The sequence below is a fragment of the Uliginosibacterium sp. TH139 genome, from assembly GCF_002855595.1.
GTDB lineage: Bacteria > Pseudomonadota > Gammaproteobacteria > Burkholderiales > Rhodocyclaceae > Uliginosibacterium > Uliginosibacterium aquaticum.
Map to the genome: position 1 here is coordinate 417080 of NZ_PKRR01000002.1, position 13234 is coordinate 430313.

Genomic DNA, 13234 nt, shown 5'->3' on the forward strand with positions numbered 1-13234 from the left:
AATTCTCATGCCCGCCAGCATCGAACACGCCGACGCGCTTGAAGCCGGCTTTGTGGACATCGGCGCTGCCGCAGCCGCCAGCGGCGTCTCGATCAAGATGGTGCGCCACTACGAAAGCCTCGGCCTGCTGGGCGCGGTGCCACGCACCGCCGCCAATTACCGCATCTACGGCGCCAACCACATCCACACCCTGCGTTTCATCGCCCGTAGCCGCAAGCTCGGCTTCTCGATGGAAGAAATCCGCGAGCTGCTCACCCTGTGGCAGGATCGCCAGCGCTCCAGCGCGGCCGTCAAAGCTATCGCCACCCGCCATATCACCGATCTGCAGACCCGCATCGCCGAATTACAAGGCATGGTCGCCACCCTCAGCCAGCTCAACCACTGCTGCGCGGGTGACGCCCGCCCGGACTGCCCGATCCTGGCTGATCTGGCCGGCCACAGCGACATGATCGAAGGCGGCGCAAGGCCCGGCCAATCCCGCTAGAATTCGCCGACGATTTTGGAGGCATGCTCGTGTACGGTCTGATCCTCACGGTTTTCTTCGGCGTAATGGCGTTCTTCCTGTACCGGGCCTGGCGGGTCTGGCAACAGCGTTTCGGCCAGCGCGACAACGATTTCGATGCCTACCAGCTTCAGCAACTGGTCAAGGAAGCCGAAGCAGGCAACCCGTTGCCGGCTCACGAAACCTTTGAAATCAAACCCCTGCCCGTCACACCAGCCGCCGCCGTGGTGGACACCACACCGCGTACGCGCCGCCCCCTGCTTGATGGCCCGGCCCAGGACGCATTCCTTCTGCTGCACGCCGACGTCGCCGCCGGCTTCCCGCTGCTGACCAGCGTCGATATTGCTACCCTGCTGGACGCCCACGGCACACCGCCGCCACGCGTCAGCGCGGACTTCGTGATCTGCAAGAAGGACTTCAGCCCCGCCGTGGTGATCTTCATCGAACGCAGCCCGGGAGATCCGATGATCGAGCGCGCCCAGACCCTCTTGCGCAGCCATCGCCTGCGCGTGCTGCGCTGGCCGGCCTCCGCTCTGCCCTCACGCGAGGAAATGCGGCGCCAGGTATTCAAGCCACGCACAGCAGCTTGAGGGCAGCGGCACGGCCATGCCGCTCAAACGATACATTCTGTAGGCGCGGTCCAAGGCCGCTTCAACGAAAGCCGTCCAGAGCCGGAATCAGAAAGAAAGCGTAGCGAGCAGGCAGAGGTCTAAACAAGGCGCATAAAACTACGTGCGCCGGTGTTTCGAGATCGGCCCACGCGCCTGCTTGATTCAGATGCCAGCACCCAGATCAAAGGTCTGGGAACTGACCATCTGTTCGCCCTGGAACACACGCAGGTTGCGCGGGCGCAGCCAGACGGTTTCGCCGGCGGCCAGCGCGAGCTGGTTATGACGCTCGCGAGTCAGCTCGACCTCGAAGATCTCACCCTGGTGTTCGACTTCCACCCGTACCAGCGGGCCGATGGCCTGCACATGCAGCACGCCGGCTGACAAGGCGCCGGCGGAGGACTCGCGCTGGATCTCGATGTCATGCGGGCGTACAAAGGCCAGCGCGTCATCCTTGGCGACATGCGCAGCCCGATCCACCTCGGCCCACTGCCCGTGCACACGGCTGTGGAACACATTCACGTTACCGAGGAAGCGATACACGAAGGGCGTGGCCGGCGCCGAGTACACCTCGTCCGGCGTGCCCAGCTGCTCGATATGGCCCTTGTTCATCACCACCACGCGGTCGGCCACTTCTAGCGCCTCTTCCTGATCGTGGGTCACGAACACCGATGCAATATGCATTTCGTCGTGAAGATGCCGCAGCCAGCGGCGCAGCTCTTTCCGCACCTGGGTATCCAGCGCGCCGAAAGGCTCGTCCAACAGCAGCACCTTGGGCTCCACCGCCAGCGCGCGGGCCAGCGCGATGCGCTGGCGCTGACCGCCGGAGAGCTGCGAGGGATAACGCTCGGCCAGCCAGTCCAGTTGCACCAGCTTCAGCAGCTTCATCACGCGCTCGCGGATCTCGCCTTCCGAGGGGCGCTCGGCGCGCGGCTTCACGCGCAGACCGAAAGCCACGTTCTCGAACACGCTCATGTGGCGGAACAGCGCGTAGTGCTGAAACACGAAGCCGACCTGGCGCTCGCGCGTATGCACATGCGTGGCCTCCTCGCCGTGGAACAGCACCTGGCCGGTATCGGCCGACTCCATACCAGCGATGATGCGTAGCAGCGTGGTCTTGCCGCAGCCGGAGGGGCCCAGTAGTGCGACCAGCTCGCCGGTCGGGATCTCCAGCGAGATGTTGTCCAGCGCCACGAAATTGCCGAAACGCTTGCTGATGTTTTTGACTTCGATGCTCATGACTCAAATCCTTGTGCAGATCAACGGGCCTCAAACCCGTCGTTCAATTCGTTGCTGTGGTTTTCTCCGGCGGCAGCACGGCATTGAGCATGTCCGTCTCCTTCTGCATCCGCCATTCCACAAAGGTCTTCGCCACCAGCGTGACCAGCGCCAGCAGCGCCAGCACCGAGGCCGCGGCAAACGCGCCAACCGAGTTGTATTCGTTGTAGAGAATTTCCACATGCAGCGGCAGGGTGTTGGTCTCGCCGCGGATGTGGCCGCTGACCACACTCACCGCGCCGAACTCTCCCATCGCCCGAGCATTGGACAGGATCACGCCGTAGAGCAGGCCCCACTTGATGTTCGGCAGGCTCACCCGCCAGAACATCTGCCAGCCCGAAGCGCCCAGCGACACGGCAGCCTCCTCCTCGTCCTTGCCTTGCGACTGCATCAGCGGAATCAGCTCGCGCGCGATGTAGGGCACGGTGATGAACATGGTGGCGATGATCATGCCGGGCAAGGCGAAGATGATCTTGATGTCGTGCGCCGCAAGCCACGGCCCGAACCAGCCCTGGCGTCCGAAAATCAGGATGAAGAGGAGACCTGCGACCACCGGGCTGACCGCGAATGGCAGGTCCAGCAGGGTCGTCAGCAGGCTCTTGCCACGGAATTCAAACTTGGCCACCGCCCAGGCAGTGGCCACGCCGAACAGGATGTTGAGCGGCAGCACGGCCAGTGCCACAAACACCGTCAGCCAGATGGCGGCCAGAGTCTCTGGTTCGGCCAGCGCCTGCCAGTAAGGGCCAAAGCCCTGGCGGAAAGCCTCGGCGAACACCGACAGCAGCGGCAGGCCCAGGAAGAAGAACAGAAAAGCAAAGGCCAGAGCCATCAGCGTCCAGCGCACGCCGCGCGACTCGGTATTCACGGTGCGAATCTGATTCATGCCTGTGCTCCTTCATCCACATGGCGGCCGGTGTGGCGACTGGCGGTCCACCACTGCAGCAGATTGATGGCCAGCAGCAGTACGAAGGAAATCACCAGCATCACCACCGCCAGCACCGTAGCGCCGGGCAAGTCGTACTGTTCAAGCTTGGAGATGATCAGCAGCGGCGTAATCTCGGAGACCATCGGCATGTTGCCGGCAATGAAGATCACCGATCCGTACTCGCCCACCGCGCGCGAGAACGACAAGGTGAAACCGGTCAGCAGCGCCGGGAACAGGGCCGGGAACAGCACCTTGCTGAAGGTCTGCCAGCGAGAGGCGCCGAGACTGGCGGCCGCCTCTTCCACTTCCGGCTCGATATCCTCAATCACCGGCTGCACCGTGCGCACCACGAAGGGAATGCCGATGAAAATCAGTGCCACCACAATGCCGGCCGGCGTGAAGGCCACCTTGAAACCGAGCCAGCCTTCAAGGACTTGGCCGACCCAGCCGGTATTGGCATACAGCGTGGTCAGGGTGATGCCGGCTACCGCAGTCGGCAAGGCGAAGGGCAAATCCACGAAGGCATCCACCAGCTTCTTGCCGAAGAATTCGTAGCGCACCAGCACCCAGGCTACGATCAGGCCGAATACCCCATTCACACAAGCGGCGATGAAGGCGGTGCCGAAAGTCACGCGGTAGGCGGCGAGCGCCCGCTCGGCGGTGGCGATCTGCCAGAACTGGGCCCACGAGAGCTCGGCGCTGCGGGCCACCAGTCCGGCCAGCGGGATCAGCACCAGCAGCGAGAGATAGACCAGCGAGTAGCCGAGCGAGAGGCCAAAGCCGGGCAGCACGTGATGTTTTTTGCTTGTCATGATGAAAACGGGCCGGCATGGCCGGCCCGTCCTTGTTCGAGAAGGCTTGAGAACTGTAGCAAAGCGAAGTGTAACGCCACGCTTCTGGCCAGGCGCTCCACCACGGGCAGCACCTCAGTACGACCAGAATCGTTTGCTTGCTGTTCTCTTATTTTGCCTGATAGACCTGATCGAAACTGCCACCGTCCTTGAAGTGGGCGGTGAAAGCCTTGTCCCAGCTACCGAAGATTTCTTCCACGGTGAAGGTCTTGATCGGCGGGAACTGCGCAGCGTACTTCTTGAGCACTTCGGCATCGCGCGGACGCAAATAGTTCTGCGCAGCGTTTTCCTGGCCGTCCTTGCTCCACAGGAATTCCAGGTAAGCCTGGGCCTGCTTGCGGGTGCCACGCTTGTCGACAACTTTATCGACGACAGCAACCGGGAATTCGGTCAACAGAGACTGGCTCGGATAGACCACATCAAAGTTGCCACGGCCAAACTCACGCGCGATCAGCTCGGCTTCGCTCTCGAAGGTGATCAGCACATCACCTTGCCCGCGCTGAATGAAGTTGGTGGTGGCGTCGCGCCCGCCGGGCGCAAAGGCCGGCGCATTCTTGAGCAGGCTGCCCACGAAGGCCGCTGCCGTCTTCTCATTACCGCCGGGCTGACGCAGCGCCCAGCCCCAGGCAGCGAGGTAGGTATTGCGACCGTTACCGGTGTTCTTAGGGTGCGGGATGGTGATCGTCACGCCGGGCTTGGTCAGATCACTCCAGTCCTTGAAGCCCTTGGGATTGCCCTTGCGCACGATGAATACCATGGTCGAGGTGTAGGGCGAAGCGTTGTTGGGCAGCTTCTTGTTCCAGTCAGCGGCCAGCAAGCCCTTCTCGGCCAGGAAACTGACGTCGGTCGGCTGGTTCATGCTCACCACATCGGCCTCGAGGCCGTCCGCCACCGCGCGCACCTGCTTGGAAGAGCCACCGTGGGACTGCTTCACGATCAGCTCTTCGCCTGTCTTGGCCTTGTACGCCGCGATGAAGCGCGGGTTGTAGTCCTTGAACACATCACGCGCAACGTCGTAGGACACGTTGAGGATGTCTTTCTGCTGGGCCTGGGCGCCCGCAACGAAGCCCAGCAGGGCCAGCGCAGCAGCGGCGGATTTGAGGATCTGGTGCATGTTCTTTCTCCGTAGGGGGCAGGATGCTACAAGTATGCCGCATCCCTTTATCCATTTCTAAAACAAAAATAGATTCACAAAGAACTATTGAGAATAACGATCTGCCGCACGTCTGCTAGCCCCAGCACGAGGGCCGCTTCCGTCCCGCCATTCGCTATGCTTGAAAAAACGGGCGACTGCCGCGCAAGCAAGCCCCGACATCTCTCGTCAGCCAGAAAGAAGATCATGCAATCCTCCCCCCTGCTCCGCCTCAGCCTGATCACAAGCTTCGCCGTTCTTGCGCTCAGTGCCTGCGGTGGCGGTAACGACCTTGCAGACACCTGGGCCGATATCACCAAGAGCGTCAAGCTCGATAGCTACTCCGACTCCTGCGATGGCGAGAACTGGAAAACGGTGTCGCGCACCAGCGGCAACCAGACCATCCTGATGACGATCACGGTCAACACCACCGGTGACGTCGAACCGCTCAAACCCGAATGGGGCATCGGTGACGGTCACTCGATCGGCAGCGGCCTGGTCTCAGCGACCAGCAGCACCGACGGCACCGGCCGCAAATTCACTCAGACTCTCGTCATCAACAGCACTGGCGACATTTCCTACCGCTTCAAGATCCGCGACAAGAACGACGATCTGCGTTACGAGACCACCTGCAAGGTGCACGTCAACTGAGCGGCAAAGACTCAGCGGCCGTCGAGCGCCGCACCCATCACGCGGCGATAGAACTCATGGAAGTGCTGCATGCCATCTTCCATCGGTGACTGATAGGGGCCTACCTCGCTGCGCCCTTCGCGCAGCAGGGCGCGGCGGCCGCGATCCATGCGCTCGCCGATCTCGTCATCCTCGATCGCCGTCTCCATGTAGGCAGCACGCTCCGCTTCGATCAGCTCCGGCTCGAAAGCCGCGATCTCTTCCGGGTAGTAGAACTCGACCACGTTGAGGGTCTTGTCCACCGCCAGCGGCTGAAGGTGACTCACCACCAGCACGTGCGGATACCACTCGACCATGATGTTAGGGAAGTAGGTTAGCCAGATCGCGCCGTGCTTGGGCAACTCGCCGCCATTGGCGGCCAGGACCGCCTTCTGCCAGCGCGCATAGGCCGGGCTGCCGGATTTCTGTAGGGAAGTCACGCCTACCCGCTGCACCGAATACCAGTCGCCAAACTGCCAGGAAAGGTCGTCACAGGTCACGAAGTTGCCCAGACCCGGATGGAAAGGCGCAACGTGGTAATCCTCCAGATAGACCTCGATGAAGGTCTTCCAGTTGTAATTGCATTCGTGATGCTCGACATGGCCCAGCACATAGCCGGTGAAATCCAGCTCGGGCGCCAGCTGCATGCCGGCCAGATCAGCATTGGCCGAACGTGGCCCCTTGAACTGCAGGCCTTGCCAGGACTCCAGCTTCTGTCGGTCCAGGTTCAGGCAGGGATTCTGCGGAAAATGGGGCGCGCCGATCAGCTCGCCCTCCTTGGTATAAGTCCAGCGATGCACCGGACACACCACATTCCGTGCCTTGCCCCGCCCTTCCAGCATGATGGCCTGGCGATGGCGGCAGATGTTGGACATGTGATGCACCCCGTCCTCACCGCGCACCAGCATGCGGCCATGGTCCTGCCAGCCCAGCGTGTAGTAATCGGAGAGTTCCGGCACCATCAGCTCATGCCCCACGTAACCCGGCCCGGCATCGAAGAGCAGGCGCTTCTCCACTTCAAAAAGAGCCTGATCAAAGTAGGCTGAAACAGGCAGCTGCGAGACTGCCGGGGCCAGCTGGACGGGTGTTGCGTTAGAAGACATGGTGCGCTTGATCCTTTCAGCCCGGAAACCGGGAGCAATAAATTATAATCGTCGGTTTATCCCCGGGGCAGCCCGGCATGCACGCGTGAGCACAATGGCCCGAAAATCCGCAGAACAAGCCGCCAGCTTCGAACAGGCACTGTCTGAGCTCGAAGGCATCGTTGCCGCAATGGAGCGCGACGACCTGCCCCTCGAAAACGCGCTCGCCAGCTATCAGCGTGGCGTAGAGCTCCTGCGTCACTGCCAAGGCACCCTGGCGGCGGCTGAACAGAAGATCCGGATTCTCGAGAACAACCAGCTGACCGACCTGCCTGGTGAGGAAAACCCATGAGCGCCCCAAAATTCACCGACTGGATGGCGCAGCAGCAGCAACGCGCCGAGCACGCCCTGGAAGCCGCCCTGCCCGCCGCTGGCATCGCGCCCGAGCGGCTGCACGAAGCCATGCGCTACACCACGCTCGGCGGTGGCAAACGCGTCCGTCCGCTGCTGGCTTTTGCAGCCGGCGAACTCTCCGGCGCCCCGGTGGCCAGTCTCAACGCCGTAGCCTGCGCGCTGGAATGCATTCACGTCTATTCGCTGGTGCACGACGACATGCCCTGCATGGACGACGACGCCCTGCGCCGTGGCAAGCCTACGGTGCATGTGCAATACGACGAAGCCACAGCCCTGCTGGTTGGCGACGCCCTGCAGACCCAGGCCTTCGACATCCTCTCGGCGCCCGGCCTGTTTGCTGACCCGGCACGTCAGCTGCGTGCCCTCCATACCCTGTCGCGAGCTTCGGGCTCGCGCGGCATGGCCGGCGGCCAGGCCATCGATCTGGCCTCTGTCGGCAAGGAACTCACGCGCGCCGAGCTCGAAGTGATGCACCTGCACAAGACCGGCGCGCTGATCCGTGCCGCCGTGCTGCTGGGTGCGCTCGCCGGCGAAGTCAGCGACGAAGCCTTGCAGCATCTGGATCGCTACGCCAAGAGCATCGGCCTACTGTTCCAGGTGGTCGACGACATCCTCGACGCCACCGCCGACACCGCCACCCTCGGCAAGACGGCCGGCAAGGACGCGGCCAATGACAAACCAACCTATGTAAGCATCCTCGGCCTAGCGGAATCCCGCGCCCTTGCCGCTGAACTTACCGCCGAAGCCGAACACGCCCTGGCCGGCTTCGGCAGCGAAGCCAGCCGCCTGCGTGAGCTCGCCCACTACATCACCAGCCGCCAGTTCTGAGCCCGGCACACCATAACAAGACAAGGCCACGCCCCCATGAACACCTATCCGCTGCTGGACAGCATCAACACCCCGGCCGAACTGCGTGCCCTACCGCGCGAGCAACTGCCGAAACTGGCCGACGAGCTGCGTGCCTTCCTCGTCGAATCGGTCTCCCGTACCGGCGGCCATCTCTCGTCCAACCTCGGCACAGTGGAGCTGACCATCGCTCTGCACTATGTGTTCGATACCCCTGGCGACCGCATCGTGTGGGATGTCGGCCACCAGACTTACGCCCACAAGGTACTTACTGGGCGCCGTGAAGCCATGGCCAACCTGCGTCAGTACCAAGGCATTTCGGGCTTTCCGCGCCGCTGCGAGAGCAATTACGACACCTTCGGTACCGCCCACTCCTCCACTTCGATCTCGGCCGCGCTGGGCATGGCCGTGGCCGCCAAGCAAAAAGGCGAGCAGCGCCATGGCATCGCAGTGATCGGCGATGGTGCAATGAGCGCCGGCATGGCCTTCGAAGCGCTGAACAACGGCGGCGTGATGGACGCCAACCTGCTCGTTGTGCTCAACGACAACGAGATGTCCATCTCGCCCCCGGTCGGCGCGCTCACCAAGATCCTCGCCCGCCTGCTCTCCGGCCGCACCTACGCTGCCGCCCGCCGCGCCGGCGAAAAGGTGCTTGGCGCCTCGCTCACGCGCAAGGTGGAAGAGCACGTCAAAGGCTTCATCACGCCCAGCACCCTGTTCGAGGAGTTCGGCTTCAATTACCTGGGCCCGATCGACGGGCACGATCTCGACGCCCTGATCCCCACCCTGCAGAACATCCGCAACATGGAAGGCCCGCAATTCCTCCACGTCGTGACCCGCAAGGGCCAGGGCTACAAGCTGGCCGAGGCAGACCCCACGCTCTACCACGGCGTAGGCAAGTTCGATCAGGCCGCCGGCATCCAGAGCGGCAAGAGCGGTGGCAAGCTCACCTTCACCCAGGTCTTCTCGGACTGGCTGTGCGACATGGCCGCCCAGGACGAGCGGCTGATGGCGATCACCCCAGCCATGCGTGAAGGTTCGGGCCTAGTGCGCTTCGAGCAGGAATTCCCGCAGCGCTATTTCGACGTCGGCATCGCCGAGCAGCACGCCCTCACCTTCGCCGCCGGCCTCGCCTGCGAAGGCATGAAGCCGGTGGTGGCGATCTATTCCACTTTCCTGCAACGTGCCTACGACCAGCTGATCCACGACATCGCTCTGCAGAACCTGCCGGTGATGCTGGCCATCGATCGCGGCGGGCTGGTCGGCGCCGATGGCGCCACCCACCACGGCGCCTTCGATCTCTCCTATCTGCTGTGCGTGCCAAACATGGTGGTCATGACGCCCTCGGACGAGAACGAATGCCGCCAGATGCTCTATACCGCCTGGCAGCACGAAGGCCCGAGCGCCGTTCGCTACCCACGCGGCAGCGGTTGTGGTGCCGTGCCACAAACTGAAATGCAGGCCATTTCGCTCGGCAAGGGCGAAATCCGTCGCCAGGGCCAGCGTGTAGCCCTGCTCGCCTTCGGCACCCTGCTGCACGATGCATTGCGCGTGGGCGAGGAGCTGGGCGCCACAGTGGTCAACATGCGTTTTGCCAAGCCGATCGACGCCGAGCTGGTCCGCGAACTCGCGGCCAGCCACGAACTGCTCGTCACCCTGGAAGAGAACGCCATCATCAGCGGCGCGGGCAGCGAAGTCGCCCGCGTGCTTGAAGAGGCCGCTCTCAGCACACCGGTCATGCGCCTGGGCCTGCCGGATCATTTCATCGACCACGGTGATCAGGGCCAGCTCCTGAACGAGATCGGCCTGGATCAGGCGGCCATCCTGCAGCGCATCCGGGCACGGCTCGGCTATGTCAGCCATAGTTGAGTTTTTCAGTCGGGATTCTTAGACTGCTTTCATGACACACCACAGTCTGGCCTCGACGCCAGACGCAGCCCCCAGCCCATGAGCACGCAACACGCCCCCATCCCTGACGTCCAGGGTTTCGAAGACCGCCGTCAGCTGGCCATCAACAAGGTCGGCATCAAGTCGATCCGCCACCCGGTGCGCGTGCTTGATCGTGCCTCCAGCGGCGTACAACACACCATCGCCAGCTTCAACATGTATGTCGGCCTGCCCCACAACTTCAAGGGCACCCACATGTCACGCTTCGTCGAGATCCTCAACACGCAGGAGCGGGAGATCTCGGTGGAGTCCTTCGAGCCGATGCTGCGCGAGATGGTCAAGCGTCTGGAAGCCGACACCGGCCTGATCGAAATGCGCTTTCCCTACTTCATCAACAAGAAGGCGCCGGTTTCCGGCGTGGAAAGCCTGATGGATTACGACGTCTGCTTCACCGGCGAGATTGACGCCACTGGCAACTACTCCCTGACCATGCAGGTCGTCGTGCCGGTCACCAGCCTGTGCCCCTGCTCGAAGAAAATCTCGGAGTACGGCGCGCACAACCAGCGCTCCCACGTCACCATCACCGCCCGCACCAACACCCCGGTATGGATCGAGGACCTGGTCGCGATCGCTGAAAGCGAAGGCTCCTGCGAACTCTACGGCCTGCTCAAACGACCAGACGAGAAATTCGTTACCGAGCGCGCCTACGACAACCCGAAGTTCGTCGAAGACCTGGTGCGTGATGTGGCCGGCCGCCTCAATGCTGATTCCCGCGTCGTGGCCTACATCGTTGAATCCGAAAACTTCGAATCGATCCACAACCACTCGGCCTACGCGCTGATCGAACGCGACAAGCGCCTGCAGCCGGCCTGAGTATCTCCGCCAGGCTCAGGCGGGCGGCAACAGGCAGCGCAAACGCTCGTTGCCGGTCTCCTCGATCAACTGCGCTGCGCGCAGCGGATCGATTTCCACTAGGCGTCTGACCGCCTCCCGAACAGCGGCCTCATTGCCGCAGCGCTGCTGACACAAGCCCATCAGGTAAAGCGGCAGCGGGCTCAGCGGCATCAGTTCGCGCACCCGCCGTAAGGGCGTGATGGCATAGGCGAATTCGCCCAGATCCATGTGCATGCGCGCCAGCGCATACCAGCCCCGCTCTTCATCCGGCTGCAGGCGTGCGGCCTGACGAAAGGCTTCGCCCGCATCATGCTTGTGCCCCAGATCATCCCGCACGCAGCCCAGTTCAAACCAGGCATCAACATCCTGTGGCGCCCATTGCACCAGTTGCTCCAGCGCCAGCGCTGCCTCGGCCCGCATCCCGCGCTGCACGGCCAAGGCTGCGTAATGCCTGGCACAGGAGACGCATTGATGCAGATTCAGCAGATGGTGAAAGATCGCCGCAGCGCGCGCATTCAGGCCCAGCAGCCTGAATAGCACCGCCTCCAGCCAAAGCGCAATGAAGCCACCTCTCATGTCCGCTCTCCCACCCAGACAAATCCACGCTTCAGCTTGGTTCAAAAGAAAAGCCCTCGCGAGGAGGGCTTTTCTTGAAGCGCAAACAATTGTGCCAGGCGGTGCTCAGTAGAGCCGGTTCAAACCGTTCAGGGCCGCCACCCGATAGGCTTCAGCCATGGTCGGGTAGTTGAAGGTGGTATTCACGAAATAGGTAATCTTGTTGTGCGGCGCCGGTTGCAGCATGATCGCCTGACCAATGTGGATGATCTCCGAGGCCTGCGCACCGAAACAATGGATGCCCAGCACCTCCAGCGTATCGCGGTGAAACAGGATCTTCAGCATGCCGGTGGTCTGGCCGGTGATCTGCGCGCGAGCCAGGCTCCTGAACAGGCTGTGGCCCACCTCATAGGGCACCTTGGCCTCTGTCAGCTCGCGCTCGGTGCGCCCCAGCGAGCTAATCTCCGGCAGGGTGTAGATGCCGGTCGGGATGTCACGTGCGAGTTCTGTGCCGGATGAACCATCCACCAGATGCGCCGCTGCGTGACGGCCCTGGTCATAGGCCGCTGAAGCCAGGCTCGGCCAGCCGATCACGTCGCCCACCGCGTAGATGTGCGGCACAGCCGTCTGGTAGTTCTCATTCACCGCGACCGCGCCACGCTTGTCCGGCACGATGCCCAGCGCCTCGAGGCCCATGTCATTGGTGTTGCCCTGGCGGCCGTTGGCCCACAGCAGGAAGTCGGTCTTGATGCGCTTGTTGGACTTGAGCTCCAGTACCACGCCGTCATCCTCGACCACCACGCGCTCGGCTTCCTCGTTGTGGCGCACCAGCACCCCCTGCTCGCGCAGGTGATAGGCCAGCGCGTCGACGATTTCATCGTCGAGGAAGGACAGCAAGCGATCCCGCGTGTTGATCAAGTTCACCTTGCAGCCGAGATTGCGGAAGATCGACGCGTATTCGCAGCCAATCACCCCAGCACCATAGATTGTGATCGATTCCGGCGTTTTGGTCAGGCGCAGGATGCTGTCGCTGTCGTGAATGCGCGGGTGGGTGAAATCGATGTCGGCCGGGTGGTAGGGGCGCGAACCGGTCGCCAGCAGGAACTGCTTGGCGCCATACACCTCGTGGCCGCCGTTGTTCAGCGCCACCTCGATGGTCTGTGCATCACGGAAACGGGCGCGGCCGTGAATCACCTGGACACCGTTGCGATCGTAGAAATTCTGCCGCATGCTGACCTGCTTGCGGATCACGCTCTCGGCCGTGCGCAGCAGGTCAGGGAAACTTACATTGAGATCAGTCGAGTCATGAAACTGCGGGCTGTCGCGCATTTCGCGCAGGCCCGAAATCACCTGCCGCAAGGCCTTGGACGGGATCGTGCCCCAGTGCGTACAGCCGCCCCCCACCTGGGTGTAGGCCTCGACCATAGCCACTTTTTTGCCAGCCTTGGCACACTTCATGGCGGCACCCTCACCGCCGGGGCCTGAACCGATCACGATCACGTCGTATTGCTGCATGTTTCTCTCCGGATATGCTGGGGCTGACTCTTGCTCTTATAGAAGACATTATCCAAGCTTTAGGCCTGCCGCGATA

Annotated in this window: 14 protein-coding genes; 7 read left to right on the plus strand and 7 right to left on the minus strand. The window is 62.5% G+C overall.

Going from position 1 to position 13234, the window contains the following annotated elements; genetic code table 11:
- Positions 1 to 7: 7 nt before the first annotated feature.
- Entirely contained in the window at positions 8 to 484 is a 477-nt protein-coding gene (gene cueR, locus C0V76_RS05490; RefSeq protein ID WP_101941365.1) for a Cu(I)-responsive transcriptional regulator, read from the plus strand.
- Positions 485 to 507: 23 nt separating this feature from the next.
- A complete protein-coding gene (locus C0V76_RS05495; RefSeq protein ID WP_101941366.1) occupies positions 508 to 1092 on the plus strand; it encodes a hypothetical protein in 585 nt (194 codons plus the stop codon).
- A 183-nt stretch (positions 1093 to 1275) separates the two neighbouring features.
- On the opposite strand, the gene C0V76_RS05500 is transcribed toward C0V76_RS05495, so the two are convergent.
- From C0V76_RS05500 to C0V76_RS05515, 4 genes are all read right to left on the minus strand, one after another.
- Complete coding sequence (locus C0V76_RS05500) at positions 1276 to 2349, minus strand: sulfate/molybdate ABC transporter ATP-binding protein (RefSeq protein WP_101941367.1); 1074 nt, start codon at positions 2347 to 2349, stop codon at positions 1276 to 1278.
- A 43-nt stretch (positions 2350 to 2392) separates the two neighbouring features.
- Complete coding sequence (gene cysW / locus C0V76_RS05505) at positions 2393 to 3271, minus strand: sulfate ABC transporter permease subunit CysW (RefSeq protein ID WP_101941368.1); 879 nt, start codon at positions 3269 to 3271, stop codon at positions 2393 to 2395.
- Positions 3268 to 4125: a sulfate ABC transporter permease subunit CysT gene (gene cysT, locus C0V76_RS05510; protein WP_101941369.1), complete on the minus strand. Its 858-nt coding sequence runs from the start codon at positions 4123 to 4125 to the stop codon at positions 3268 to 3270. The genes cysW and cysT overlap by 4 nt, the downstream gene beginning before the upstream one ends.
- Before the next feature lie 148 nt (positions 4126 to 4273).
- Positions 4274 to 5278 (minus strand): sulfate ABC transporter substrate-binding protein, encoded by a 1005-nt coding sequence (locus C0V76_RS05515; protein ID WP_101941370.1) that lies wholly within the window; start codon positions 5276 to 5278, stop codon positions 4274 to 4276.
- A gap of 225 nt (positions 5279 to 5503) precedes the next feature.
- Between C0V76_RS05515 and C0V76_RS05520 the strand changes: the two genes are divergently transcribed.
- Positions 5504 to 5947 (plus strand): hypothetical protein, encoded by a 444-nt coding sequence (locus C0V76_RS05520; RefSeq protein ID WP_101941371.1) that lies wholly within the window; start codon positions 5504 to 5506, stop codon positions 5945 to 5947.
- Between the two features lie 11 nt (positions 5948 to 5958).
- On the opposite strand, the gene C0V76_RS05525 is transcribed toward C0V76_RS05520, so the two are convergent.
- A complete protein-coding gene (locus tag C0V76_RS05525; RefSeq protein WP_101941372.1) occupies positions 5959 to 7068 on the minus strand; it encodes an aromatic ring-hydroxylating dioxygenase subunit alpha in 1110 nt (369 codons plus the stop codon).
- A gap of 94 nt (positions 7069 to 7162) precedes the next feature.
- Between C0V76_RS05525 and C0V76_RS05530 the strand changes: the two genes are divergently transcribed.
- From C0V76_RS05530 to folE2, 4 genes are all read left to right on the plus strand, one after another.
- Positions 7163 to 7399, plus strand: coding sequence for an exodeoxyribonuclease VII small subunit (locus tag C0V76_RS05530; protein WP_101941373.1), 237 nt, complete (start codon positions 7163 to 7165; stop codon positions 7397 to 7399).
- Positions 7396 to 8289: a polyprenyl synthetase family protein gene (locus tag C0V76_RS05535; RefSeq protein ID WP_101941374.1), complete on the plus strand. Its 894-nt coding sequence runs from the start codon at positions 7396 to 7398 to the stop codon at positions 8287 to 8289. Before C0V76_RS05530 ends, C0V76_RS05535 begins: the two co-directional genes overlap by 4 nt.
- 36 nt (positions 8290 to 8325) lie before the next feature.
- Positions 8326 to 10176 carry a 1-deoxy-D-xylulose-5-phosphate synthase gene (dxs, locus tag C0V76_RS05540; protein ID WP_101941375.1) on the plus strand — a complete coding sequence of 617 codons (1851 nt, stop codon included), beginning with the start codon at positions 8326 to 8328 and terminating at the stop codon, positions 10174 to 10176.
- Between the two features lie 78 nt (positions 10177 to 10254).
- Complete coding sequence (folE2, locus tag C0V76_RS05545) at positions 10255 to 11067, plus strand: GTP cyclohydrolase FolE2 (protein WP_101941376.1); 813 nt, start codon at positions 10255 to 10257, stop codon at positions 11065 to 11067.
- A gap of 15 nt (positions 11068 to 11082) precedes the next feature.
- Here folE2 and C0V76_RS05550 read toward each other — a convergent pair whose 3' ends face one another.
- Positions 11083 to 11664 carry a hypothetical protein gene (locus C0V76_RS05550; RefSeq protein WP_101941377.1) on the minus strand — a complete coding sequence of 194 codons (582 nt, stop codon included), beginning with the start codon at positions 11662 to 11664 and terminating at the stop codon, positions 11083 to 11085.
- A 105-nt stretch (positions 11665 to 11769) separates the two neighbouring features.
- Positions 11770 to 13158 (minus strand): Si-specific NAD(P)(+) transhydrogenase, encoded by a 1389-nt coding sequence (gene sthA / locus C0V76_RS05555; protein ID WP_101941378.1) that lies wholly within the window; start codon positions 13156 to 13158, stop codon positions 11770 to 11772.
- Between the last annotated feature and the right edge of the window lie 76 nt (positions 13159 to 13234).